Source organism: Nocardia sp. NPDC004860 (assembly GCF_040609015.1).
GTDB lineage: Bacteria > Actinomycetota > Actinomycetes > Mycobacteriales > Mycobacteriaceae > Nocardia.
In genome coordinates, this window is record NZ_JBEXJI010000005.1 from 250,849 (window position 1) to 276,259 (window position 25,411).

Consider the following 25,411-nt stretch of genomic DNA (forward strand, 5'->3'; position numbering starts at 1 on the left):
GTCCTCACACCCGCTCGATGATCGTCGCGATACCCATGCCGCCGCCGACGCACAACGACAGCAGTGCGCGCCGGGCTTGCCGCCGCTCCAGCTCGTCCACCATGGTCCCGAGGATCATCGCGCCGGTGGCGCCCAGCGGGTGCCCCATCGCGATCGCGCCGCCATTGACATTGACCTTCTCGTCCGGCAGTTCCAGATCCTTCATCCACTTCAGCACGACCGACGCGAACGCCTCGTTGAGCTCGAAGAGGTCGATGTCGTCGACGGTCAGCCCGGCCAGGCCGAGCACCTTCCGGGTGGCCGGCGTGGGACCGGTCAGCATGATCGTCGGATCCGACCCGGTGATCGCGGCGGCCATGATGCGGGCGCGCGGGGTGAGACCGAGATCCTTGCCCACCTGCTCGTTCCCGATCAGCACCAGGGCGGCGCCGTCGACGATGCCGGAGGAGTTCCCGCCGGTGTGCACGTGGTCGATCCGCTCGACCCAGTGGTATTTCTGCAGCGCCACCGCGTCGAAACCGCCCACCTCGCCGATGCCCGCGAAGGCGGGCCTCAGCTTGCCGAGGGTCTCGACGGTGCTGCCGGGACGGCGATGCTCGTCGTGGTCGAGGATCGTCACGCCGTTGATGTCCTTCACCGGCACAACGGATTTCGCGAAATACCCGCCGGACCACGCGGCCTCGGCGCGGTCCTGCGACCGCACGGCGAAGCGGTCGACGTCCTCGCGCGAGAAACCCTCGATGGTCGCGATCAGGTCGGCGCCGATGCCCTGCGGTGCGATGAAATTGTCGTAGGTCAAAGCCGGGTCGTTGAAGATCGCGCCGCCGTCGGCGCCCATCGGCACCCGCGACATCGACTCGACACCACCGGCGATGATCAGGTTCTCCCAGCCCGAACGCACCCGGGCCGCCGCCTGGTTGACCGACTCGAGTCCCGAGGAACAGAACCGGTTCAGCTGCACTCCGGCGACCGTGTCCGGCAGCCCGGCGCCCATCGCGGCGGCCCGGGCGATATCGCCGCCCTGGTCCCCGACCGGCGAAACGACGCCCAGAATGATGTCGTTGATCGCCGCGGGGTCCAGCCCCGGATGGCGGGCCTTCAGCTCTTCGATCAGGCCGACGACCAGATCGACCGGTTTCGTCCCGTGCAGGGATCCGCCCTTGTTCTTGCCCCGAGGCGTGCGGATAGCCTCGTAGATATATGCCTCGTTACTCACACTGACGGCCCTTCTTCAGCCATAGGTAATGAACTCCCTTTCGACGGGAATTCCTATTTGGGAGGAGAAATAGTCAGTCCGCGCGAAGCAGCCACTCTGTATGCGTCGTGCTTTTCGATCATGGGCGCCGACGCGGAAATCCTCGAGACGCCGGGCAGGTCTCCGAAGTCGGGACCGAGCTGTTCGGACATCATCTTCCCGAAGTTGGGGTCCATGTACATCCGCTCACCGGAGATCAGCTTCAGATCGGGATCGAACGCCATCACCACCAGGTACAGGCCGGTGACCCGCTCGCCCTCGAGGGTGTTGAACGACATGAACGCCTCACGGAGCAGCGTGTTGTCGGCTACCGCGTGCACTCGCTTCTCGGCGGCGACATCCCGCCCCCGATTGGGCAGGATGCGCCGATACGTCTCGCGTTCGCATCCGTTCCGTCGACCGCCCATCCGAGGGATGCGAGCTCGTAATGCGGGTTGGGGGTCAGCGTCGCCATGGTGGCTTCGACATCCATTTCCAGCTCAGCGATCTCGTGAGCGAGGAGAATTTCTTCCATTTGTTTCTTGGACAATTGCGACATACGAGTGCCTTTCATGAGCAATGGTGGTCGGGGACGGTGAGGACGAAAGCGGTGGTTCGGTGGGCATCGGAGGCGACCAGCGCACCGGCGCGGCCACCGGTGTCTTCCAGCGAGTTCAACATCGTGACCAGCGACCGCAGCCGGCCGGAACGGGGAAGGTGACCGAACGCGAGGTCCCCGCCGCGCGGGTTCACCAGGAACTCGCTGATCCCGGTCTCCTTCATCCAGGCCACCGGCGTGACGGCGTACTGCTCCGGGACCTCGAGCTGGTCGAGGCCGCCGAAGTCGAGGCCACAGGGGGCGAGGAGCTCGTCGACAGCGTGCGGACCGAGCGGGGCGATACCGAACTCGCTGGATGCGCGGACCGCACGGGTCGCCTGCAGGCGGGCGCGGTATCGCAGACCCAGCCTGATCGCGTTCTGCTCGCCGGCCAGGATGATCGCGCTCGCGCCGCGGGCCGGATGGGCCGTGACGACCAGCCCATCGTCGATGAAATCGTGCTCCGGCACCGTGCCCGCACCTGCCCAGCCGGTGAACGCGTCGCTCGCGACCGGCTTGTGGAAGCAGTCGGCGAGATATCCCGGTGTGCTGGAGACGATCTCGGCCGCGAAGTCGCCGGCTGCCGAGCACTCGGCGGATCGGGTGTACGACGAACGGGCCCAGCCCGCCATCTCGTCGGAGGCGACATCCCACCAGGCGGCGACCACCCGAGCCGTGTGCTGCCTCAGATAGAGCTCGGCACCGGTATGGCTGTGGCCGGAGCCCAGTCCGAAGTCGGTCGCCGCGACGACCGCGATCATCTCCGGGTTCTGCTCGATCGTTCTGACCGCCTGCGCCAGGCTCCACGCACTGTTCGTGCCGACCGTGGTCGTCAGGTCGAGCGGTGGCCGGTCGAAGACCCAGCCGGGCCGCCCGGCCGAGCGGCCCGTCGACAGGCAGCGGGGGTCGGCCAGGAACAGCTCGGTGAGTTCCGACTGGTCGAGGCAGGTTCGGCGCAGCAGCGCACGAATCACGTCCTCGGCCAGCCCGGTGGGCGTTTCGGGCAGGTCGGGATCATCCGGGATGATTGCCGACCGGCCCGCATCGATGAGCACAACGCTGGTCATCGTGGCCTCTTCAGCGCTCGGCGGGACAGTTCACGACCCCACCCCGGCCTGCGTCCCGAACGTCTGCCGCATGAAATCCGGATCGATCGGCAAGCCGTGGACCTGCTGGTTGTGGCTGTGGCACAACTGGTGGTACGCGAAGGACGTCTGCATCGCGTTGACGCGACCCTGGTTGTCCTGGGCGACGTTGACGGACTCCTTCGCCAGCTTGAGCGCGAAGAGCGGCTTCTCGGCGATGCGCGACGCCAGCCGCAGCGTGAACGACTGCAGCTCGTCGAGGGGCACGACGTGGTTCACCATGCCCAGCCGATGGACCTCCGCGGCCGTCAGGAAGTCGGAGGTGAACAGCATCTCCTTCGCCTTCCGGACGCCGACCTCGAACGGGTGGTTGAAGAACTCGGCGCCGGACACGCCCATCGACACGGTGTTGTCCTGGAACAGCGCATCCTCGGCGGCGACGATCAGGTCGCAGGGCCACACCAGCATGAGGCCACCGGAGATGACCTTGCCCTGCACGGCGGCGATGGTCGGCTTCGGCAGGTTGCGCCACCGCTCCGACAGCCCGATGTACATCTCCTTCTCGATCGCCATCCGCGATTCGGCACCGGCGCAACCGAAGCCGCACCAGGTGCCGATCCGCCGGTGATCGGCCACCACCCGCGGGCCCGCATCGTCGCGTAGATCGTGTCCGGCCGAGAAGTGCGGACCGTTCGCGGCGAGGATGATCACGCTGATCGAATCATCTTGCGCGGCAAGGTCGAACGCGTCGTTGAGCTCGTACAGCAGCTGCATGCTCTGCGCGTTCCTGGCGTCGGCGCGGTCGAGCACGATCCGGGCGACCTTCTCGGCCGGGCGCTCGTAGCGGATCGTCTCGAACTCGCTCACAGCCGGCCTCGCTCGTCGGGACGCCCCAGCCGGGCGACGGTGTCGGCGGTCGCGGCGGCGGCCGCGGCGGCAACACCGGCGATCCGCTCGGGTGTCAGCGGCGGAACAAGCGCACCGGCCAACCCGGTCGGCAGGTCGTGGTGGGCGATCGGACGCTGGTGGGAGAACGTGTCGAACCCGGCCTTGCCGTGGTAGGCGCCCGAACCACTCATCCCGACACCGCCGAACGGCACGGCGTGGTTGCCGTACGCCAGGCCGAAGTCGTTGCGCGAGACCCCGCCCGACGTGGTGTTCAGCAGGAACCGCTGGAAATCGTCGGTGTCGCCGCCGTACCAATAGGCCGACAGCGGATGTTCGCCGGCCGCCACGAAGGCGATGGCCTCGTCGACATCGGAGTAGGTGTGCAACACCAGCACCGGGCCGAAGATCTCCTCCGTGTTGATCTCGGCGTCGGCCGGGGTGTCGAGCAGCAGCGTCGGCGGCAGGCGGCGAGAACCCGCGGCCGGCAGCCGGTCCTGCTCCGCCTCCGGCACGATCACGACCTCCACCGCACCCTTGGACTTGGCATCCGCGACGAGCCCGGCGACCCGCGCGTAGTTCGCGTCGTCGACCATCGACACCACGTCGGGGTTGTCGAGGAAGGTCGGGAAGTACGTGAGCACCGCCTTCCGATACGCCTCGACGAAGGCGTCCTGCTTCGATGCCGGGACGAAGGCGTAGTCCGGCGACAGACACACCTGGCCGTTGTTGAACAGGCGAGCGGCGGCCACGCGCGTCGCGGCCTCGGCGACGTCGGCGTCGGGGGCGACGATCGCGGGGTTCTTGCCGCCCAGCTCGAGCGTCACCGGCACCAGGTTCCGGCCCGCGGCGACGGCGACGAGGCGGCCGACCTTCGGGGAACCGGTGAAGAAGATGTGGTCGAACCGCAGGTCAGAAAATGCGGTGGCGGTTGCCAATCCACCGTTGACGACCACGACCTCCTCGGGGCTCATCCGCGAGGCCACCGCACGAGCGAACACCGCCCCGGTCCGCGGGGCCATGTCGGAGAACTTGATCATCACCCGATTGCCGGCGGCGAGTGCTTCCACAGCCGGCACGAAGACGAGCACGACCGGGAAGTTCCACGGGCCGATGACGCCGACCACACCCTTGGGGCGATTCTGCACGGTGGCCGGGATGAACCCGCCCATCGCCGCGGGTACCTCGGTCGGGGCCATCCACTCTTCGAGGTGCTCCCGGGTGTTGGCGATCCCCTCCAGGCCGCCGAGGATGTCGACCTCCATCGAGGTGGTCACGGGACGACTGCCGAAGTCGGCGTGCAGTGCTTCGGCGAGTTCTGCACTGTGCTCGAGGACGGCGGCGACGAAGCGGTCGATGCGGTCGCGCCGGGTCGCGGCGTCGGGGATCGGGTCCAGGGCCTGGGCGGCCCGCTGGGCATCGAGGAGACGCCGCAGTTCCTGGGGCGCGACATCGACGATCGGTTCGGTGGTGATGGTCATTTGCTTGTTTCCTTGTGTGCAGGTGAATCTTGTGCGGCGATGTCGCTGGCCCAGCGATAGTCGGCCTTCCCCGCCGGTCCGCGGACCACCGCGTCCACGCGGACGATGGCCTTCGGCAGCTTGTACCGGGCGAGGCGCTGCTCGGCGTCGGCCAGGAGTTCCTTGTCGGTCGGGTCGTGTCCGGGCAGCAGCTGCACGACCGCGACGGTCTCGCTGCCCCAGCGCTCGCTCGGCCGGCCCACGACGATGACGTCGCGGATCGCGGGATGGGCGATCAGCGCGTCCTCGACCTCCTCGGCGAAGATCTTCTCGCCGCCGGAGTTGATCGTCACCGAGTCGCGGCCGAGCAGCTCGATGCTGCCGTCGGCCCGGTGCCGGGCCCGATCGCCGGGCAGCGCCACGCGGCGGCCCTCGACGGTGGGGAACGTGCGCTCGGTCTTGTCGCGGTCGCCGAGATACCCGAACGGGATGGCGCCGTGCCGGGCCAGCCACCCGGTCGCCGGGTCGCCCGGCTCGAGGATCCGGCGGCGATCCTCGTCCACCACGCAGGTGCCGGGCGCCGGTGTGAAGACACCCGAGGTCGCCGGCGCCGCGCTCGTGCTCAGGTTCGACAGCTGGGAGCCGGTCTCCGAGGAACCCGCGACGTCCGCGATCGCGACGTGCGGCAGCAGCCGCAGAATGCGGTCCTTCACCGATGCGCTGGTGACCGCGCCGCCGACGCCGACCAGCTGCAGGGAACGCCCGTGGTGGCCGCCGCGCTCGAACTCGTCGCACAGCGGGGTCGCGAACGCGTTCCCGACCAGGTTCATGAGCTGCACGCCCTCCCGGTCGATCACCTCCCACACCGAGGCCGGATCGAGCCGGTCCACGACGTCGGGGAAGACGACGGTGCCGCCGGTCAGCACACCCGCCAGGGCGATCCACTGGGCCGCGGCGTGCATGAGCGGAGGCAGCGGCAGCACGACCCGGCGGTCACCGGCGACGGCCCGGGCGACACCGTCGGCGAGCGAGGTCGCGTCGAACATGCCCGCCGGCAGGAACGCGGCCAGTGCGCTCTCGAGAATGTCCGCCTGGGCCCACATCGTTCCCTTGGGCATCCCGGTGGTGCCGCCGGTGTAAACCAGGTAGAGGTCGTCGGCGTGCGGCGCGGTCCGGGGATCGTCGGCGCTGGAGGCCGCCAGGGCTTCCTCGTAGTCGAGGGCGCCGGGCAGCAATGCGTTGCCGGATTCGTCCGCCACCTGGAGCAGCAGCACCGGCCGCTCGCGCAGCGAGTCGAGGACCGCGGCGAGCGTCGGCGCGAAACGGGCGTGGTAGATGATCGCGCGCGCCGAGGCGTCGTCGAGGAGGTAGGTGAGCTCGGCTTCGACGTACCGATAGTTGACGTTCAGCGATGCCGCGCGGGCGGCCGCGGCGCCCAGCATCCCTTCCAGGTACTCGTTGCCGTTGTGCAGGTACAGCGCGACATGGTCCTGGCCCGACTCCCACAACGGCAGGTCGGTACGGGGCCGCTGGATCGAGATCCCGTGCGACAGTAGAAGATTCGCCAGCCGGTTGACGCGCGTCGCCACGTCGCGGTAGGTGAGCCGCCGGTCCCGGAACACGATGCAGTCGCGCTCGGGTGTCGCCGCGGCGACGCCGGCGAACAGCTCGGCGTGGTTGTAACGCATCAGATCTCCATCGGGTGAGCGATCGAGAGTCGCAGGCCCGGCGACGGGATCGGCCCGGGCCTGCGACTCGGCATGGTGACGAGGGGGTTATGTGCAGCGGATGTCGAGGAGGGCCTGGCGTCCCTCTTCACGCACGACGCGGAGCGCCTCCTTGAGCGCGCCCGCGAGCTCGCTGCGGTGGTGGACCGTCGCGCCGTAGCCGCCCGACGCGATGCAGTAGGACGCCAGGTCCGGCGAGGGCGACAGGTTGGAGAACCGGTCCTCGCCCGTGGTGGCCGCGGTGCCGTCGGGATAAACGAGGTACGTCGCCATGTCGACCGCGGTCCAGTTGCTGTTGTTGGCCACGATCGTCAGCACCGGCAGGTTGTGCTTGGCCGCCGCGTGATGGCACGCCGCCGGATTGGCGAACATGTAGGCGCCGTCACCGAGCGTGGCGACCACGGTGCGATGCGGCGCGGCGTGCTTGGCCCCGAGCGCCGCGGGCAGGCCCCAGCCGAGACCACCGGACGCCGGAAGGAAGAAGTACGTGCCGGGCCGCGTCCGGCGCAGCAGGTCGGGGTACGCCACGTACTCGTTGAACACGATGTCGTCGTCGTCGAGCAGATCGCCGAGGGCGGCCGAGATGGCCGCCGTCGTGATCGGCGCGTCGGCGTCGCGATCGGCCTCCTGCCGCCGGAGCTCGTCGATGGCGGCACGACTCGCCGCGGCGACCACGCGGATGCGGTCGGCCCGGGCCGGATCGATGCCGTCGGCCCGATCCTCGAGGGCCGCGATCAACCGGGTCAGGAACGCGGCGGGCGTGGCGCTGATGGTGAGGTCGGAGCGGTGCGTCCGCATCGGGTAGGCCGAGAACAGCGGATCGACGCCGACCTGGGCGACGAAGCAGTCGGCGGGCGGTGCCGTGCGGGCCTGGATCCACGGGACATCGCACTCCACGAACACGACGACGTCGGCCCGCTCGAAGACGGCCGCCACGTCGGACCCGACGCGGTGCGGATGGTCGGAGGCGACGTTCAGATAGCGGGCCCACGGATCCGCCACGCCGATCCCGAACCGGGCGCACAGGTCGCCGAGCAGTTCGGCGGCGTCGGGCTCGGCTCCGGCCGCGGTCGCCACGATGACCGGGAACTCGGCGGTGGCGAGCCGGTCGGCGAGCACGTCGACGGCGTCGGGGTCGGGCTGCACGCTGGTCGGGACGGGCGTGCGCGGGCGCACGGCGTCCGCCGGTTCCTCCGCCGGTTCGGCGAGGACCTCGCGGGGCAGGGACAGGTACACGGGCCCGCGAGGGTGGGCGGTGGCCAGGCTCAGCGCGCGGTCCACGACGGCGTCGGCCTGCCGTGGATCACGCAGCTCGTAGTCCCACTTGACGAACTCGCGCACCATACTGGCCTGGTCGAACATCTCCTGGGACCAGTGGATCGGCAGGTCACGGGCCCCGGTGGCGCCGAACTCGAGGATCGGCGAGCGTCCGGCGGTGACGAGCAGCGGAATGCGATCGCGGGCGGCGTTGGCGACCGAGCACACGGCGTTCCCGGTGCCGACGTTGACGTGGAGCATCAGCGCCTGCGGTCGTCCCGACACCAGGGCGGCGCCGTGGGCCATGCCGCCGGCGAGGTTCTCGTGGGCGCAGAGGACGGGCGTCGGCAGCGGCGGACCGCCGGCCTCCTTGTTGTCGGCGTAGGCCTCGACGATGGGTGCGAAGTCGGTTCCCGCATTGACGAAGAACGACTCGATGCCGTGTTCGGCGAGCGCGGTGAGATAGCGGGAAGCAGCGGTATGCGGCATGGAAAGCCTTCTGTTCGGTGCGTGGACGGGTGTCATGGGGCCGGCCGGGTGCGCAGCGAGGGGATGATCGACGCGAGCTCGCGCCACTCGGTCACCGGCAACCTCTGCAGGTCCGGGGTCAGTACCTGCACGCACACGTGGTCGGCTCCGGCGTCGAGGTGGGCCTGGACCCGGGCCGCGATCCGGTCGAGGGAACCCCAGGCGACAATCGCGTCGACCAGCCGATCGCTGCCCCCGCCGCCCAGATCGTCGTCGCCCCACCCCAGGCGCCGGAGGTTGCTCGTGTAGTTGGGCAACGCGAGGTACCGCTTCATGAACCGGCGGGCGAGCTCGCGCGCGACGGTCGGGTCGGTCTCGAACACGACGGTCTGCGCGGGGGCGAGCAGTGCGTCACCGCCCAGCGCCGCGCGGGCGACCGCGGTGTGCTCGACCGGCACGAAGTACGTATGGGCACCCAGGCCACGGGCGGCGGCCAGCCGCAGCATCCGCGGCCCGAGTGCCGCCAGCACCCGCTGGGGGGCGATCGGCGAGACCGCCCCCCAGAAGACGCCGGCATCCATCCGGTCGAGGTAGTCGACCATCGTGGTGTACGGCTTGTCGCCGTACCGGCCCTGATGAGCGCCGTCGACCATCGACTGATGACTCACCCCCACACCCAGCAGGAACCGCTCCGGGAACGCCTCGCTCAAGGTGCGCCAGCCCGCGTTCATCGTCATGGCGCTGCGGGCGTGCAGGCTGGCGATGCCGGTGGCCACCGTCATGCGGACGGTGGCCGACAGCAGCAGCGCGGCGTTGGCGAACGGCTCGCGAGCCACCGCCTCGGGCACCCACAGCGCCCCGAAGCCCAGTTCGTCGAGCTCGGCAGCCGCCTCGCGGGCGAGGCTCATCGGCTGCACATCGAGCTGGTACGACCAGATTCCGAGCGGACCGGGGTGTGAGGCGGAGGCCTGGTCAGCGACTGTCACGGAAGCAGCCACTCGGCATTCGTCCGGAAGAACTTCGTGGTGATCTCCTCACCCAGCGGCTCGACCTTCGCGAGCATGTTCTTCATCGAGTCCTTCGTACCTTCGACGTGCGGATAGTCGGTCGAATAGCAGTACACGTCGGCCAGGTTCGGGTCGTCCTGGAAGTAGCGGTCGACGGGCTCGAAATTGAAGGGCGACACCCGCACGTTCCGTGCGATGTACTCCGAAGGCTTCAGCGGAAATTTGGCAGCGGCCGCTCCCGGGAACACGTCGATATACATATCCATTCGCCGGGCGGCGTTTCCGACCCAGTGGGCACCGACTTCGAAAAGACCCAACCGCAGCCGCGGGAACCGCTCGAACACACCACCGAGCACCAAGGCGGACAGGTAGTTGTCGATGGCCATGTGCACGGTCGAGAAGAGCTGGATATTGGTATTCGGAATCTCTGGAGATTGGAACAGATCCGCGAAGGTCTCGGCGATCATCCAACCGGGATCCAAGAAGGCGAATTCGGTACCGATGTGGAGCGTCACGGCGATGTCGTTGGCCTCGAGCAGACGCCACAGCGGGTCGAGCGCCGAGTGCGCCGGCGAAACCCCGCCGGGCGGCACGTCGGCCTGCAGATAGACCGCGCGGACACCGGCTTCGATCAGATCCTTTGCCGTGGAGATCATCTCGTTCACGTCGGGGCTGGTGTTGAGGATCCCGACCACCCGGATGCGGCCGTCGGCCAGGACCGCGTTGGCCTTTACCCATTCGTTGTAGGACCGCACGTAGCTCTTCGCGAAGTCCGGCCTCGACACGCCCTCGAACACCGAAAGCTCGCCGCCGAAGCGCATTTCGTAGGCGAGATCGGTCATTTCACCGATGATCATCGCCGCGATCGCCGTGGTCGGGAAGACCAGCTGACGATCGATCCCCATCACATCCAAGACCTCGGATCGCCGACCGAGATCGATCGCGCTCGGGGCCGACGGACCCTTGATCTTCCAGATCCCTTCGGGATCGATCTCTTTCGTGTCACCCAGCACGTCGAGCTGGTGCATATTGGTCGCGGTCGGATCCGGACGGAGCCGGTCTGCGGATTCGAAAATTTTGCCCATAATTCGGCCGGGCTGACCCAAGATATCCTCGAGCAGGTGACTGGGGATCATCTCGTGGCTGTCGACATCATGTGCAAGGAGCTTCATCGCAACCTCTCGGTGTGATTTCCCGGTACGAAAACCGGGCTGGTGGAAAGCAAGCACCAAGAGGAGCTCGCTCGAAATGGCGTTCGATACGCCCTAGGAGGTGAGAGCCTCGACATCGATCGGCTTGAGGTAGCCGACAAAGTCGTCATTTGTGCGCCAGTCGTATTCCGGCACCTCGCAATAGATCTCGATGGCATTGCCTTCGGGGTCGTAGATGTACAGACTCCGCGTCATGCCGTGGTCGAACATCGCCTCGATCGTGACGCCCCGGTCCTTCAGGTGCTGATGCATCTGCACCAGCGCTTCCTGGCTGTCGACCACCAGCGCGAAATGCAGCAGGCCGACCTGGTTCTCCTTCGGCAGCTCGGCGTCCTCGCTCACCTTGAAAACCCCGATGTCGTGGTGGTAATCGCCGAAGCGGAAAAAGATCGCGATAGGCGACTCCGACGAGATCTTCATGCCGAGGATCCCGCCGTAAAACGCCTTGGCCACCTCCAGATCGCGCATTTTCAGCACCACGTGCCCAACGCGTTTAATGCCCATATCTGCCTCCACTGGCCTCGGGCCCACCGGCATCACATCCGCCACGCCGGGCAAAGTTGTGGCCGCTGGCGTTACGGGTCGGTGGACTAGATAGATTGATCTAACACGCTCAGCGTAAACGCATTTTTCCCACTCCGTCAACCCTTGGCCGGCGACTCGAAAACGCGGCATGTTTGCGCGTCCTCTGCTCACCGCGCGGACGATTTCGAATGAGATGAGTCTCTGCGGCGGGACGAGGGCCCAGTACCCGCCAACTGCCGCGCGGTTGCCGCTTCTTGCCCGCCGATTGCCGGGTCGACCAGGGAGCGCTTGCCCGTCGGACGCCCACAGGCGGGTCTTCCGCAACGGTGTGGCGACAGGGTCGGAGGAGCCTGCCAGCGGTGCCGGAACGCGGGAGTAGGCGGTGAAGAACAGCCGCCCGAGAGTATTAGCAGCGCAGGACCCGCAAACCTCGCGGCGGTCATCGCGCGGACCGAGGTCTCGATTCGGGCAGGTCGGCGTCGGGCCGTGGATTGATCCAGGGGGTCGCAGCATCTCCGCGGACCGGTCTCGAGAACCATGCCCCGCGGTGAGGGAAGCTGACGAAAGGAATGTGTCCGGCGACCTGGCCGGCCACTACGGCGGGCACAACGGCGCCGGGGTCGACGCGTCGGCGGTGCGTGAGAACCGAATGCGCAGAATCGAATTCGTCAGTGGCGGCGCACAGCGTGCACGCCGCCGGGCGCGGTGATGATGAGTCGCCGACTGCGGACCGGGGACGCTCGCCCGGTCGTCGCCGTCACCGCGCCGGCATCGGAGTGATCAGCTCCCGACGTTGCTCCGACCGGTGCGGTCGTAGCGGCCGGCGGCGAGCCCGGCGGCAACGGAGTTGGTCGCCGCCCGCCCGGCGGTGTGCAGCGGCGCGGTCGATCGCGTGGTGCGTGCCAGCAGGACCGCGCCTTCGATCAGGCAGAAGACCTCGACGGCTACCTCGCGGGCGCGCTCGGCGGTCATCCCGGCCGCCGTGAAGCGCTGCTCGAGCACCTCCAGCCAGGATTCGAAGGCATTGGCGGCGGCGGTCCGCATCAGCTCGTCGCTGTTGGCCACCTCCAGGGCGATCGTCGCGATCGGGCAGGCGTAGGCGTAGTCGGTCTCTTCGAGCAGATCGGCCGTCTGAACGAAGGAGGCCGCCGTCGCCTCGACGACGTCGGCCCCGGGCGGGTACACCGACTCGAGCAGCTCCCGGTAGCGTGCGCCACCGTAGGTGAGTGCGGCCGCGCCGAGTTCCTGCTTGCCGCCGGGGAAGAAGTGGTACAGCGATCCGTAGGGCGCGGCGGCGGCGGCGAGGACGGCCTTGATTCCGGTCGCCCCGAAGCCCTGTCGGCTGAACAGCTCCGCCGCGGACTCCACCAGACGGGTTCGGGTTTCGGGCTGTTTTCCAAGGGTTGACGAGGTGGGAGACATGTGTCTAGGGTACCGCGCTAGATCAATCTGTCGCGTGTGACCTTCGACCCAGCGATCTTGCTGCCGGCATGGGTTTCGACAGTGAGCGTCACCAATCCGATCGCCGATCGTCCCACACCGTTGACGCCGACGAAGCTTCTTTCCACGCAACCGTCGACGAGTTGCGGCCGTTCGCGGGCCGACAATCGGGCAAGTTCGCACCCCAGGGCCAGTCGGCTTCCACCGATTTCACGAGTTTTCTCCCGGTCGCAGCAGGTCAGCGATGTGATAGATTGATCTAGTGACTACCAATACCTCCATTTTCGAGCTCCGTACGTACGAGGCGGTACCCGGCAAGCTCGACTTGCTCCTGACCCGTTTTCGCGACCACGCCGCGGCGCTGTTCGAGAAGCACGGAATGACCAACATCGGTTTCTGGGTGGCCTCCGACGAGGAGGGCAAGCCCACCGAGACCCTGGTCTACCTGGTGTCCCACGCCAGCCGCGAGGCCGCCGCCAAATCGTGGGAGGCCTTCTGGGCGGACCCCGAATGGATCGCCGTGCGATCCGACGGCGAACAGGTCACGGCCAGCGCGACCTCGAAGTTCCTCGACCCGACGGATTTCTCCCAGCTGCGCTGAAGCGCGCTGCAGACCACTCGAAGGACATGCATGACCTCGCTCTTCGACCTCACCGGACACGTCGCGCTGATCACCGGAGGTAATTCCGGGATCGGGCTGGGCATGGCGCACGGGCTCGCCCAGTGCGGCGCCGACGTCTGCATCTGGGGCACCAACACCGAGCGCAACGAGACCGCCGCACAGGAGCTCGCGAAATACGGCACGCGGGTGCGGGCGATCCGCTGCGACGTGGGCGACGAGGACGCCGTGACGGCGAGCTTCGCGGAGACGCTCGACTACTTCGGGCGGGTCGACTCCTGCTTCGCGAACGCCGGCACCCGCGCACCCGACATCGCGTTCATCGAGACGAGTCTCGCGGACTTCCGATCGGCCACCCGGGTGAATCTGGAGGGCGCGTTCCTCACCCTGCGCGCCGCGGCGAGGCACATGGTGGAGCGCGGCGGCGGGGGCGTGCTCGTGGGCACGTCGAGTGTCTCGTCCCTGCACGGCACCCCCCGCGGTCAGGCCTACTCCGCGAGCAAGGCCGGCCTGTCGGCCCTGATCCGGGGTTGCGCGGTGGAGTTGGCGCGGCACCGGATCAACGCGCACTCGCTCGTGGTCGGCTGGACCGAGACACCGCTGATCTCCCGGGAGATGGAGAACGCGGTGTGGGGGCAGCACGTCATGAAGCGGATGCCGCAGCGCCGCTGGGGCGAGCCTGGCGACTTCGCGCGGCTCGCCGTGTATCTGGCCGGCGGCATCGGCGGGTTCCAGACCGGCGACGAGATCGTGATCGATGGCGGATACTCCATCTTCTGACCACCCGCGCCGGCCTGTGGGGTGGTGACGAACTGGCCGTCACCACCCCACAGGCCGAATCATTTACGCCGCAAGCAGATCCGCTCGGCGGTCGAGCCGCGTGAAGCGCAGCCGCTGGAAGCCCGCGAGAATCAGAGCCAGCATGGAGCCGAGAAACAGCACCGTGCCCAACCGGGTATTCGGCAGGCTCGAGAACAGAACGGACAGATCCGGCGCTGCTTTCACGGTCACGACCACGGTGATCAGCAGTTGCAGCACGCCGATCAGTGCGCATACCGCACCCGTCACTCGCCTACCGGACCGGAAGGCGACGATGACCGCGACCGTCGTCAGTGCCGCGAAAGCCCATGCGACCCAGTCGTAGAAGGCGGCCTGCAGGCCACTGGGGTTGGCGGCGTTCAACGCTGCCAGATCCGCGAAGTTCAAGGTGGTGGCGGGAGTCGTGGCGGTGGCCGGCAAATACGTCCACGCGGGGCCGAACAATGCCAGCCAGATCGCGGCGGCGCTGATCACCAGCAGCGCGTTCGTGTTGCGCTGCACGTGCGAAAGCTGTTGCGAATCAATCATTGTGTACTCACTTCGTCGAGAGCGGATGCCTGGAGCCGTGCGGTCCCCTGATCAGATGGCGGCGAGCCGGCGGAACCGGCTGCCGTGGAACACGAGCGGCGCGGCCTCGGGATCCGCCCACAGGCCGTGGATCTCGAGCAGCGCGACGGCATGGTCGCCGGCCGGAACCTCGGCGTGCAGGGAACATTCCAGCCACGCGGTGGCCCCGTGCACGAAAACCCCTCCCCCGGAGGCACGGTCCCAGCCGATGTCGGCGAAGCGGTCGGCGGACTTCCGGGCGAGGCTCATGCAGATCTCGTCGTGTCCCTCCGCCAGCACGCTGATGCCCAGCCGGGGAACGTCCCGCAGCCTCGGCCAGGTGGACGAGGAGGCCTGGAAGCACACCGAGACCAGTGGCGGTGCGACCGACACCGACGTGAACGAGCTGGCGGCCATGCCGATCGGTTCGTCGCCGACCATCGCGCACACGGCGGTGACCCCGGAAGGGAAGCACCCGAACGCCCGGCGCAGCACACTCGAGTCGGCGGTCATCGGTTCGAAAGCGATCATCGTTCCGGTGGACTTTTCGTCCGGGTTGGGCGCGGCACTCACCGGCTGCCGGACTGTGGGCGACATGGCGACAACGGGGGCGGGCTGGTTCACGGGATCTCCAAGACATTGGGGCCGCGAGCGGGCGCGGCGGTGCATCGCTCATCTACGACGCCAGGGCCACACAGCGGGCCGCAACTGATGTTAGATTGATTGATCTATATCGAGACTAGGTGCGCGTCTCCCACCTCGTCAACAGTTGAAAGGCAGACCCAGCGCCAGGTCGCCGGGTGAAGTCCAGGGCAGCGAGAACGTCGCTTCCGGACACCGCCATATGGCGGATGTACCGCGCGGCAATCACGTCGTTTGGTGGCTACGACCGCACTCCGCCGGCGGATTGACTGAATCCATGACGCAGACCACCCCATTCACCGGCAGCATCCCCGCCCGGCCGCCGTTCGACGCCGAGTTGGCTCCCGTGTTGCAAGCCTTCCGTTCCGACATTCCCTGGCTCACCGCCGACACCCTCGCCGGCGTTCGCGAACTGTCGACCACGGGCCTGCCCGGCCGGCCCGCGCCCGACCTGACCGTCGGGGGCAAGGTGCACGTCGACGAGCGGACGATCCCCGGCCCGGATCAGGAGCTGAACCTGACGGTGCTCACCCCGGCGGCCGGGACGGGCCCGTGGCCGCTGCTGTACTACATCCACGGTGGTGGCGTGGTTTCCGGCAACCGTTTCAGCGCGCTCGACGAGATGCTGCCCTATGTCGCCGAGGGCAGCGCGGTCGTGGCGTCGATCGAATATCGGCTCGCCCCCGAGCACCCCCACCCGGCGCCGGTCGAGGACTGCTACGCCGGCCTGCGCTGGGCCGCCGAGAACGCGAACCTGTTGCACATCGATGCCGATCACATCATCGCCATCGGGTTCAGCGGCGGCGGGAACCTCGCCGCGGGCGTCGCATTGCTGGCCCGTGACCGCGGCTTCCCGGCGCTCACCCATCAGATCCTCGGCTGCCCGATGCTCGACGACCGCCTGCAGACCCACAGCGCCCAGATGCTCGACCGGGAAGGTGTGTGGGATCGCAACGAGAACCTGTGGGCGTGGACCGCCCTGCTCGGCGACCGGCGGGGCACCGACGACGTCAGCCCGTACGCGGCACCCGCGCGCGCGGAGAATCTGGCCGGCCTGCCGCGCACCTTCATCGATGTCGGCTCGGTCGAGGGCTTCCGCGATGAAGCCATCGACTACGCCCAGCGCCTGTCCCAGGCCGGAGTCAACGTCGATCTCCATGTGTGGGGTGGCGGATTCCACGGATTCGACATCGGCATCCGGCAGCCGGCGGTCACCCAGGCGTCCCTCACGGTCCGGGACGAATTCATCCGCCGGGCCTTGGAACGCTAGCAACCGGGACCGTGGAAGAGCATTCATCGATGACCAGCAATTCGTCACCGGCGGTGTACGCGCCGTCCGAAGCCTTTGCCGCGCAGGCGAATTCCGACGCGGCGCTGTACGACCGGGCCGCGGCCGATCGGCTCGCGTTCTGGGCCGAGCAGGCCCGGCGCCTGGACTGGGCAACCGACTTCACCGAGGTGTTGGACTGGTCGGACGCCCCGTTCGCGACATGGTTCGCCGACGGCACCCTGAACGTCGCGGTCAACTGCCTCGACCGGCACGTCGCCGCCGGCAAGGGTGATCGGGTGGCGATCCACTGGGTCGGCGAACCCGGCGACAGCCGCGACCTCACCTATCGGCAGCTGCTCAGCGAGGTGTGCCGGGCCGCCAACTACTTCACCTCGATCGGCCTGACGGCCGGCGATCGTGTCGCCATCTACATGCCGATGGTGCCCGAGGCGATCGTCGCCATGCTGGCGTGCGCCCGGCTGGGCCTGACCCACTCGGTGGTGTTCGCCGGCTTCTCGGCCGCCGCACTGCGCTCGCGGATCGACGACGCCGAAGCCAAGCTCGTCATCACCACCGACGGGCAGTACCGCCGCGGCCTGCCGGCCGCATTGAAGGCGAACGTCGACACCGCGCTCGGCAGCGGCTCGACCGCCGCCGCATCCGTCGACAAGGTGCTGGTCGTGCGCCGCACCGGCCACGATCCGGACCTGAACTGGGTCGAGGGCCGCGACGCATGGTGGGACGACACCGTCGGCGCGGCGCCCGACAGCCACGAACCCGTGGCCTTCGGCGCCGAGCATCCGCTGTTCCTGCTCTACACCTCCGGCACGACCGGCAGTCCCAAGGGCATCGTGCACTCGTCCGGCGGCTACCTGACCCAGGCCGCCTACACCTTCCATTACGTGTTCGACCACAAGGAGGGCCGCGACGTCTTCTGGTGCGGTGCGGACATCGGCTGGATCACCGGCCACTCCTACCTCGTGTACGGACCCCTGTCCAACGGCGCCACCACGGTCCTCTACGAGGGCACACCGAACACCCCGGACGAACACCGCCACTTCCAGATCATCGAAAAGTACGGCGTCACAACCTATTACATCGCGCCGACGCTGATCCGCACCTTCATGAAGTGGGGCCGCGAGATCCCCGACAGCCACGACCTGAGTTCGCTGCGCCTGCTCGGTTCGGTCGGCGAACCGATCAACCCCGAAGCCTGGAGGTGGTACCACGAGGTCATCGGCGGCGGCCGCTGCCCGATCGTCGACACCTGGTGGCAGACCGAGACCGGCGCCATCATGATCTCCCCGCTACCCGGCGTCACCGCGACCAAACCGGGCGCGGCCATGGCACCGCTGCCCGGGATCAGCGCCGCCATCGTCGACGACCACGGGGAACCGGTCGCCGCCGGCGAGGCGGGTTACCTGGTCCTCGACCAGCCCTGGCCGGCGATGCTGCGGGGAGTCTGGGGCGACGCCGAACGATTCCGCGACACCTACTGGTCACGGTTCGCCGAACAGGGCTGGTATTTCGCCGGGGACGGCGCCCGCTACGACGCCGATCACGCACTGCACGTGCTGGGCCGCGTCGATGACGTCATGAACGTCTCCGGCCACCGGATCTCCACCGCCGAAGTCGAATCCGCGCTGGTCGGCCACCCCGCGGTCGCCGAAGCCGCGGTTGTCGGCACCGCCGACGAGACCACCGGGCAGGCGATCGTCGCGTTCGTCGTGCTCCGCACCGGCAGCGAGCACGCCGTCGACAATCTCGTCGCCGAACTGCGCAACCTGGTCACCCTGGAGATCTCACCGATCGCCAAACCGCGCGAGATCACCATCGTGCCCGAGCTGCCCAAGACCCGCTCCGGCAAGATCATGCGCCGGCTGCTGCGGGACACCGCCGAAGGCCGCGAACTCGGCGACACCTCCACCCTCGTCGACCCCGCCGTCCTCGAAACCGTCCGGCGCTCGGGCGCTTTCGGACAGCGATAGGAGCACACGATGGTTCGACCGGCAGGGGAAGCGGCATTCGTCACCGGTGCCGCATCGCGCGTCGGCCTCGACCTCCCACGGGCGCTGGTCGCGGCGGGAGCGCGGGTCGCACTCGCGGACATCGACCGCGCGCGGCGCGCCGATGCCGCCAGCGAACCGACCGCCGCCGGGGGCGTCGTCACCACCGTGGAACTCGATGGCCGGCACGGACCCGACATCTCGGCGCGAATGCTGGTCAGCGGGACGAATCCGATCGCATCCTGACTCGAATTGCAGCGCGGGCCGGGGTGGGGGCATCCTCCCCACGGCCTGCGCTGCTGTGCACGGTTCTCACGTTGACAGGCGGGAGGGCACGGCCTTAGCGTGGTCTATTAGATCATTCTATCTACCGCGATCTCACCATGCCCCGGCCCACACCTGGATTGCCAGGGCGACATGTTTTCCATGACGAAGGGGACACCCATGCGATTTTTTGGCAAGCACGCCGTGATCACCGGAGCCGAAGTTGAGCATTGATGCCGAATCCGCACGGGTAGCGGAAGCCGCGCGCACGGTCGTGCAGGAGCACGACCCTCGCTCCGTTCCCCTCACCGAGTTCTTCGGGGCCTGCTTCGACGCCGGCCTGTCCTGGGTGCACTTCCCCGCGGGCCACGGCGGGCTCGGCGTCTCGCGCGGCCTGCAGGCCGTGGCGGACGCGATCTTCCAGGAGGCGGGCGCCCCCGCACCCTTCGGCCTGAACCCCATCGGCTACGGCATGGCCGCGCCGACCGTGCAGGAGCACGCGCAGACAGCAGAGCTGAAGCGAAAGTGGTTGCGCCCGCTCGCCACCAACGAGAACATCTGGTGCCAGCTGTTCTCCGAGCCGGGCGCCGGGTCCGATCTGGCCGGGCTCGCGACCTCGGCCGTCCGCGACGGTGACGACTGGGTGGTGAACGGGCAGAAGGTGTGGACCACCCTCGCCCACCACGCCAGCTGGGCGCTGCTGCTCGCCCGCACCGACCCGGACCTCCCGAAGCACAAGGGCCTCACCTATTTCGTGGTCGACATGCGCGCCCCTGGTGTCGAAACCCGCCCGCTGCGTCAGATGACCGGTCAGGCCGAGTTCAACGAGGTCTATCTCGAGAACGTCCGGATCCCGGACGCGCACCGGCTGGGCGCGGTCGGCGCGGGCTGGCAGGTCGCGATGACCACGCTGATGAACGAACGCAGCTCGATCGGCGCGAGTGGTACCCGTCGCGGTGACGGCACCATCGCGGACGCCGTCGCGCTGTGGGCGCGGCGCCCGGATCGCCACACCCCGGTGCGCCGCGACCGCCTCACCCAGCTCTGGTTGCGTTCGGAGGCACAGCGGCTCACCTCGGAGCGCTCCCGCGCCACCACGACCCTCAGCGGCCCCGGCCCGGAGGGATCGATCGGCAAGCTCGTCGGCGCCGAACTGAACAAGCAGATCTACGAGTTCTGCATGGACCTGCTCGGACCGGAGGGGCTCCTCTACGGCGACTACACCATGCGCGACGTGGGCCCCGGCGAGGACGAACTCGGTCCGGTGCAGCAGCGCTTCCTGCGCTCACGCGCCAACACCATCGAGGGCGGCACCTCCGAGGTGCTGCGCAACATTCTCGGCGAGCGGATTCTGGGGCTGCCCGGCGATCTGCGCGCCGACTCCGGACGACCCTGGCGTGAGGTGCCCCGTGGCTGACCAGAACCCGACCCCGAGCGGGCAATTCGTGTTCACACCGGAGCAGGGGGAGCTGCGCACCGCGGTGCGCCGCTTCGGCGCCGAACACTCCGACGAGGCGGCCGTGCGGCGGCTGATGGAGTCCACGCCTCGGTTCGACCAAAAGGCTTGGGCCAGGCTCGGATCCGAACTGGGCGTGCTCGGGCTCGGCGTACCGGAGGACCTCGACGGCTCGGGCGGCGGCATCGTCGACGCCGCGATCGCCGTCGAGGAGCTCGGCGCCGCCCTGTTCTGCGGACCGGTCTTCGGCACCCTCGCACTGTCGATCCCCGCTCTCGTCGCCGCGCCGGACACACCGGTGCGCGCCGAGACACTGGGCCCGCTCGTCGCGGGTGTCCGGACCGCCGCCTTCGCCGTCCCGGACCGGGGCGGGCGCTTCGCCGCCGACGCCGTGACCGTACGGGCCATCGGCTCGGGCGACGAGTGGACCGTCTCCGGGACCGTCGAGCGCGTCGTCGACGCCGGCGCCGCGGACGACCTGCTCGTCGCCGCGACCGGACCGGACGGGGTGGCCCTGTTCGTCGTCGACGCCACCGGGTCCGGGGTGGAACGCACCCCGCTGTCCACTCTGGACCTGACCCGCCCGCAGGCCACGGTCCGTTTCGCCGGCGCTCCGGCCCGGCTACTCGCAGGCCCGGCGGAGACGGCCCCCGTCTGCCGGCACGCGCTGCAGGTCGGCGCGGTGCTGCTGGCCGCCGAGCAGGTCGGCGGCGCCCAGCACCTGCTCGACCTGAGCGTCGCGTACGCGAAGGAGCGGCTGCAGTTCGGCCGGCCCATCGGTTCGTTCCAGGCCGTCAAACACCGGCTCGCCGACATGCTCGTCGATCAGGAGCACGCCCGCACCGCGGCCTATTACGCCGCCTGGACGCTGCAGGACGGCACCGACGACCGGGAGCTCGCGGCGTCGATCGCGCAGGCGACCTGCTCGACCGCCTTCACCCGCATCGCGGCCGACACCGTCCAGGTGCACGGCGGCATCGGATTCACCTGGGAACACCGGACGCACCTGTACTTCAAGCGCGCATTCACCGATGCCGTCCTCCTGGGCAGCGCCGAGGAACACCGGGCCCGGATCGCCGAACTCGTGCTCGACGCCGCCCCGGCCCGATACGAAGTCCCGGTCGCGACCGGTTGAGCCCCGGAGTGGGGCGGGAGGACTCCCCGCCCCGCTCCACAATCGCCCTCCGGCCGTTGACGAGGCGGGAGACCTGCGTCTACGCTCTCTATTAGATCAATCTATCAAATCGGTCGTATTGCCGGTTCGGGAGCTCACCGCTGTCGAACAAGGTTTCTGAATGCGGGTGATCCGATCCAGGAAGGTGTCATGTCCAAGTCCTTCAACGCTTTCGTCATCAACAAGAGCGACGCCGGCTTCAGCGCCGGCGTGCAGGAACTCACGCTCGACGACCTGCCCGCGGGCGACGTCACCGTGCGTGTGCAGTACTCGAGCGTCAACTACAAGGACGGCCTCGCCTGCCTTCCCGAGAGCCCGGTCGTGGGCTCCTACCCGATGGTGCCGGGCATCGACCTCGCCGGCACCGTCGTCGAGTCGAGCGACCCGCGCTTCACGCCCGGCCAAGAGGTGGTCGCGATCGGCCGCGAGCTGGGCATCTCGCACTTCGGCGGCTTCGCCGAGTACGCGCGGCTGACCGGCGATTGGCTGGAGCCGCTCCCGTCGGGCCTCACCCTGAAGGAGGCGATGGCGCTGGGCACGGCCGGGTTCACTGCGGCGCTGTCGATTCAGCGACTGGAGGAGAACGGCCTGAAGCCGGGCGACGGCCGCGTGCTCGTCACGGGCGCCACCGGCGGCGTGGGCAGCACGGCGGTGAACATGCTCGCCGGCCTCGGCTACGAGGTCTCGGCCAGCACCGGCAAGACCGAGGAGCACGACTTTCTCCGCGGGCTGGGCGCGACCGAGATCCTCGGCCGCGATGAGGTTTCCGCGCAGGGCGCCCCGGTGGAGGCCGAGCGGTGGGCGGCCGGGGTGGATCCGGTGGGCGGAGACACCCTCGCTTACCTGCTGCGTACCACCCGCTATCGGGGCTCCGTGGCGAACTGTGGCCTCACCGGCGGTCCGATGCTGTCGACCACCGTGCTCCCCTTCATTCTGCGCGGCGTCAACCTGCTCGGGATCGACTCCGTCATGTGCCCGGCGGATGTGCGCGCCGCGGTGTGGCTGCGCCTGGGTACGGACCTGAAGCCGAAGAACCTGGCGGAGAGCATTTCTCACGAAATCGGCCTGGACGAGGTCCCGGCGGTCACCGGCGCGATCCTCGCAGGTTCCGTCAAGGGCCGCACTATCGTGCGGCTGTAGCGACTCGCACCCCCGTAACCGCGGTGACGACTCCCCTCGGGTGGCAAACGCCGTCGGCTACGACGAATTCTCGCGGACCGGCCAGGTCGTCTCGGTCGGTGTCGAGCTCAGTTGAGAGGACTGAAATCAATGGAGAAATTCACCCTGCAACAGATGGAAGAGTTGCTCGCGGTTCATGAAATGGCCGAGTTCAATCTCGATCTCGATGCAACGATGGCGACGCTCGTCGATAATCCGGTGTACGAGCTCCCAACCCTCGGATGGCACATCGAGGGGCAGAGTGCCGTTCGCGAGACATACGCGCGCATGCTCCCGGGCAGTGACAAGCGGAATATCTGGGCCGACAAGCGAGTGCATGCGGTTTCCGAAAACGAGCTGTGCCGCGAAGCCTACGTGTACTTCGACACCGAAAACGGTCGTGTTACCGGCCGATACTTTGTGGTGATGGCTTTCGAGGGCAATCGGATTTCCGGCGAGCGGATGTACATGGACACCGCTTTCGCCAAGGCGATGACCGAAATTCTCGGGCCCGACTTCGGCGACGTCCCGGGAGTGTCGAGGCTGGAGGACATGAGTCCGCCGCCCGTGCCGCGGCTGGATCGCGCGGCGGAGCACGCCGCCAATCCGAACCACTGATCCGGCAGCTCTGACGGCTCCGCGCGCCGCCGGACATCGGCGCGCGGCCACGGAGCCGGTCTCTCGGGTCACCCACGACCGGGTGGTGGACCCGAGAGCATCCTCCCCGCAGATTTTCCACTCAATGGGACCGAACCAAACAGTTTGGTTTGGTATGATGTGAGCGTGACCACTCCCCCCGGTGCCGATACCACTCTCGACCGCATCCTCACCGCCGCGACGGACGAGTTCGCCCAGTACGGCGTGGCGGGTGCGCGCATCGATCGGATCGCCCGCCGGGCGAAGTCGAGCAAGGAACGGCTGTACGCGTACTTTCGCAGCAAGCAGGAGCTCTATCGGTTCGTCGCGGAACGCGAGCTGGCCGCGATGACCGCCGCCACCCGCCTCGACGCGACCGACCTGCCCGGCTATGCCGGGCGGGTGCACGACTACTTCATGGCCCATCCCGACCACCTGCGCCTGATGCACTGGGGCCGGTTGGACGTCGCCGGCAACGAGACTCCCGGTGATCCCTTCCAGGTGGCCGTGCGGCAGACCGTGCGACGTGGTGTCGAGCAGGTGCGGCGGGCACAGCTGGCCGGGCACCTGGATCCGGCGTGGGACCCGATCGACGTCATGGTCGTGGTCAATCAGATCGCGCTGTCCTGGGCCGAGCAGCCCGATCTCGTCGACCTCGCCGAGGGACAGGTTCGCGACCCTTCCAATGCGGCGCGGCGCGCCGCGATCGTCGCCGCCGTGGCGGGCCTGTTCCCCGCGGCGGCCGCGTCACCCACCAGCCCTGACATCGACGGCCGGAGCCCGACGGCTGTGCATGAGGATCGAGGAGTCCGTTCGTGCGGGAGTGGATAGTCAAGCTCAATACGATCGACGGCGGCGCGGCGGAAGCCCTGCGAGTGATCGAGCATTTCGACACGCTGGTCGACCAGCGGTCCTCGGCGCTGGCCATGCTGCGGGCGGCCGCGGCGCTGGCCGATTGCCCGGTCGGGCTCGAGGATCCGGAACGCGGCCTCCGGGTCGGTGTGGATGCGGCCGGCCGGACCATCTCCGACCTCGGCGCCGGGACGGCGTCACGTCAGACGGAGCGATTCGAGGAGATCACCGTCTGGCTGGACCGGGAGGGTCCGCTCTGGCCCCTGGACCACCTGATTCTCGAACGATTCGCCCGGAGCCTGCACGCGGTCAAGAAGACTCGTGACACCTCGCCGGCGGTGGCCGCGACCCGTATCGCCTGTGATCCGGACGTCGCCCCCGCGGACCGTCAGAATGCGCTGCGGCAGCTGGGCCTGGGGTCGACGGTCACGGTGGTGGCCACCCATCTGTCCGACGCGCGGCGGATGCCCCCGGGGCTCGTCCTCGATGAGCACCAGATCCATCTCTTCCCCGCAGCGCCGGCCCAGAACACGATCCCGCGCGACATCGCCGCCGGAATCCACGCCTGTGCCGGCGCCGAGGTCCACCTGGCGTGGCAGCACGCCCGCACCGCGCTGCGCATCGCCATCGATCTCACCACCGGCGAACCCACGCATGTGCGCTACGACCAGCTCGGCTGCATCGCCACCGTCGTGGAGAGCGTCGATGCGGATACCGCCGCGCGCGCACCCGATGTGCGCCGGGTGGTCGAGCTGCAGGCCCAGCGGCCGTGGGTGGTTCCGACGATCGAGGCGGTACTGAGTCACAGCAGCATTCGCGAGGCCGCCCGCCTGCAGAATCTGCACCACTCCACCATGCGCCAGCGCATCGACTGGCTCGAACGCCAGCTCGGATACACCCCGCTCAGCAGCGGCGGATACACGCGCGCGAGCACCACGCTGATGCTGTGGCGGATCGCGAGGGCCGCTGAGCGGCCGCGCAGTTCGCTGCTGCCGGTGCCCGCCGTTTGTCGGTGATCGGGGCGGTAGTCGCGTCGAGATGGCGGCTGTGACCCGCCTCATAAGGCCGGTTC

Annotated in this window: 25 protein-coding genes; 12 read left to right on the forward strand and 13 right to left on the reverse strand. The window is 68.5% G+C overall.

Going from position 1 to position 25,411, the window contains the following annotated elements; translation table 11 throughout:
• Positions 1 to 4: 4 nt before the first annotated feature.
• From ABZV44_RS13845 to ABZV44_RS13890, 10 genes are all read right to left on the reverse strand, one after another.
• Entirely contained in the window at positions 5 to 1,216 is a 1,212-nt protein-coding gene (locus tag ABZV44_RS13845; RefSeq protein ID WP_354835758.1) for an acetyl-CoA C-acetyltransferase, read from the reverse strand.
• Between the two features lie 53 nt (positions 1,217 to 1,269).
• The gene (locus ABZV44_RS13850; RefSeq protein WP_354835760.1) at positions 1,270 to 1,662 is read right to left on the reverse strand and encodes a hypothetical protein; all 393 of its coding nucleotides are present in this window, start codon (positions 1,660 to 1,662) and stop codon (positions 1,270 to 1,272) included.
• A gap of 142 nt (positions 1,663 to 1,804) precedes the next feature.
• Positions 1,805 to 2,899 (reverse strand): hypothetical protein, encoded by a 1,095-nt coding sequence (locus tag ABZV44_RS13855; protein WP_354835762.1) that lies wholly within the window; start codon positions 2,897 to 2,899, stop codon positions 1,805 to 1,807.
• Positions 2,900 to 2,929: 30 nt separating this feature from the next.
• Complete coding sequence (locus ABZV44_RS13860; RefSeq protein ID WP_354835764.1) at positions 2,930 to 3,784, reverse strand: enoyl-CoA hydratase; 855 nt, start codon at positions 3,782 to 3,784, stop codon at positions 2,930 to 2,932.
• Complete coding sequence (locus ABZV44_RS13865; protein WP_354835766.1) at positions 3,781 to 5,283, reverse strand: aldehyde dehydrogenase family protein; 1,503 nt, start codon at positions 5,281 to 5,283, stop codon at positions 3,781 to 3,783. Before ABZV44_RS13865 ends, ABZV44_RS13860 begins: the two co-directional genes overlap by 4 nt.
• The gene (locus tag ABZV44_RS13870) at positions 5,280 to 6,950 is read right to left on the reverse strand and encodes an AMP-binding protein (protein WP_354835768.1); all 1,671 of its coding nucleotides are present in this window, start codon (positions 6,948 to 6,950) and stop codon (positions 5,280 to 5,282) included. The genes ABZV44_RS13865 and ABZV44_RS13870 overlap by 4 nt, the downstream gene beginning before the upstream one ends.
• A gap of 87 nt (positions 6,951 to 7,037) precedes the next feature.
• On the reverse strand, positions 7,038 to 8,735 hold the full coding sequence (locus tag ABZV44_RS13875) for a thiamine pyrophosphate-requiring protein (protein ID WP_354835770.1): 1,698 nt from the start codon (positions 8,733 to 8,735) through the stop codon (positions 7,038 to 7,040).
• 32 nt (positions 8,736 to 8,767) lie between these two features.
• Positions 8,768 to 9,700, reverse strand: a complete 933-nt coding sequence (locus ABZV44_RS13880) for a TIGR03620 family F420-dependent LLM class oxidoreductase (protein WP_354835772.1) — start codon at positions 9,698 to 9,700, stop codon at positions 8,768 to 8,770.
• On the reverse strand, positions 9,697 to 10,893 hold the full coding sequence (locus tag ABZV44_RS13885) for an amidohydrolase family protein (RefSeq protein WP_354835774.1): 1,197 nt from the start codon (positions 10,891 to 10,893) through the stop codon (positions 9,697 to 9,699). The genes ABZV44_RS13880 and ABZV44_RS13885 overlap by 4 nt, the downstream gene beginning before the upstream one ends.
• 93 nt (positions 10,894 to 10,986) lie before the next feature.
• Complete coding sequence (locus ABZV44_RS13890) at positions 10,987 to 11,481, reverse strand: VOC family protein (protein WP_354835776.1); 495 nt, start codon at positions 11,479 to 11,481, stop codon at positions 10,987 to 10,989.
• A gap of 523 nt (positions 11,482 to 12,004) precedes the next feature.
• Here ABZV44_RS13890 and ABZV44_RS13895 point away from each other — a divergent pair.
• The gene (locus ABZV44_RS13895; protein WP_354835778.1) at positions 12,005 to 12,166 is read left to right on the forward strand and encodes a hypothetical protein; all 162 of its coding nucleotides are present in this window, start codon (positions 12,005 to 12,007) and stop codon (positions 12,164 to 12,166) included.
• Between the two features lie 71 nt (positions 12,167 to 12,237).
• Here ABZV44_RS13895 and ABZV44_RS13900 read toward each other — a convergent pair whose 3' ends face one another.
• The gene (locus ABZV44_RS13900; protein ID WP_354835780.1) at positions 12,238 to 12,879 is read right to left on the reverse strand and encodes a TetR/AcrR family transcriptional regulator; all 642 of its coding nucleotides are present in this window, start codon (positions 12,877 to 12,879) and stop codon (positions 12,238 to 12,240) included.
• Between the two features lie 280 nt (positions 12,880 to 13,159).
• On the opposite strand from ABZV44_RS13900, the gene ABZV44_RS13905 reads away from it, so the two are divergent.
• Positions 13,160 to 13,498 carry an NIPSNAP family protein gene (locus ABZV44_RS13905; protein WP_354835782.1) on the forward strand — a complete coding sequence of 113 codons (339 nt, stop codon included), beginning with the start codon at positions 13,160 to 13,162 and terminating at the stop codon, positions 13,496 to 13,498.
• A 30-nt stretch (positions 13,499 to 13,528) separates the two neighbouring features.
• Entirely contained in the window at positions 13,529 to 14,296 is a 768-nt protein-coding gene (locus ABZV44_RS13910) for an SDR family oxidoreductase (RefSeq protein WP_354835784.1), read from the forward strand.
• Positions 14,297 to 14,359: 63 nt separating this feature from the next.
• On the opposite strand, the gene ABZV44_RS13915 is transcribed toward ABZV44_RS13910, so the two are convergent.
• Together ABZV44_RS13915 and ABZV44_RS13920 are read right to left on the reverse strand one after the other, a co-directional pair.
• Positions 14,360 to 14,863, reverse strand: a complete 504-nt coding sequence (locus tag ABZV44_RS13915; RefSeq protein WP_354835786.1) for a hypothetical protein — start codon at positions 14,861 to 14,863, stop codon at positions 14,360 to 14,362.
• A 51-nt stretch (positions 14,864 to 14,914) separates the two neighbouring features.
• Positions 14,915 to 15,412, reverse strand: coding sequence for a flavin reductase family protein (locus ABZV44_RS13920; protein WP_354836006.1), 498 nt, complete (start codon positions 15,410 to 15,412; stop codon positions 14,915 to 14,917).
• Positions 15,413 to 15,800: 388 nt separating this feature from the next.
• Between ABZV44_RS13920 and ABZV44_RS13925 the strand changes: the two genes are divergently transcribed.
• The 9 genes from ABZV44_RS13925 (at position 15,801) to ABZV44_RS13965 (ending at position 25,355) form a co-directional block, all read left to right on the forward strand.
• Positions 15,801 to 16,793, forward strand: coding sequence for an alpha/beta hydrolase (locus ABZV44_RS13925; RefSeq protein WP_354835788.1), 993 nt, complete (start codon positions 15,801 to 15,803; stop codon positions 16,791 to 16,793).
• A 29-nt stretch (positions 16,794 to 16,822) separates the two neighbouring features.
• A complete protein-coding gene (gene acs, locus ABZV44_RS13930; RefSeq protein WP_354835790.1) occupies positions 16,823 to 18,781 on the forward strand; it encodes an acetate--CoA ligase in 1,959 nt (652 codons plus the stop codon).
• Positions 18,782 to 18,790: 9 nt separating this feature from the next.
• The gene (locus ABZV44_RS13935; protein ID WP_354835792.1) at positions 18,791 to 19,045 is read left to right on the forward strand and encodes a hypothetical protein; all 255 of its coding nucleotides are present in this window, start codon (positions 18,791 to 18,793) and stop codon (positions 19,043 to 19,045) included.
• Positions 19,046 to 19,286: 241 nt separating this feature from the next.
• Positions 19,287 to 20,480, forward strand: coding sequence for an acyl-CoA dehydrogenase family protein (locus tag ABZV44_RS13940; protein WP_354835794.1), 1,194 nt, complete (start codon positions 19,287 to 19,289; stop codon positions 20,478 to 20,480).
• Positions 20,473 to 21,654: an acyl-CoA dehydrogenase family protein gene (locus ABZV44_RS13945; protein WP_354835796.1), complete on the forward strand. Its 1,182-nt coding sequence runs from the start codon at positions 20,473 to 20,475 to the stop codon at positions 21,652 to 21,654. Before ABZV44_RS13940 ends, ABZV44_RS13945 begins: the two co-directional genes overlap by 8 nt.
• Positions 21,655 to 21,843: 189 nt before the next feature.
• Positions 21,844 to 22,833 (forward strand): oxidoreductase, encoded by a 990-nt coding sequence (locus tag ABZV44_RS13950; protein WP_354835798.1) that lies wholly within the window; start codon positions 21,844 to 21,846, stop codon positions 22,831 to 22,833.
• Positions 22,834 to 22,962: 129 nt separating this feature from the next.
• Positions 22,963 to 23,469: a hypothetical protein gene (locus ABZV44_RS13955; protein WP_354835800.1), complete on the forward strand. Its 507-nt coding sequence runs from the start codon at positions 22,963 to 22,965 to the stop codon at positions 23,467 to 23,469.
• Positions 23,470 to 23,634: 165 nt separating this feature from the next.
• Positions 23,635 to 24,318, forward strand: coding sequence for a TetR family transcriptional regulator (locus ABZV44_RS13960; protein WP_354835802.1), 684 nt, complete (start codon positions 23,635 to 23,637; stop codon positions 24,316 to 24,318).
• Positions 24,303 to 25,355: a hypothetical protein gene (locus ABZV44_RS13965; protein WP_354835804.1), complete on the forward strand. Its 1,053-nt coding sequence runs from the start codon at positions 24,303 to 24,305 to the stop codon at positions 25,353 to 25,355. The genes ABZV44_RS13960 and ABZV44_RS13965 overlap by 16 nt, the downstream gene beginning before the upstream one ends.
• Positions 25,356 to 25,411 lie beyond the last annotated feature (56 nt).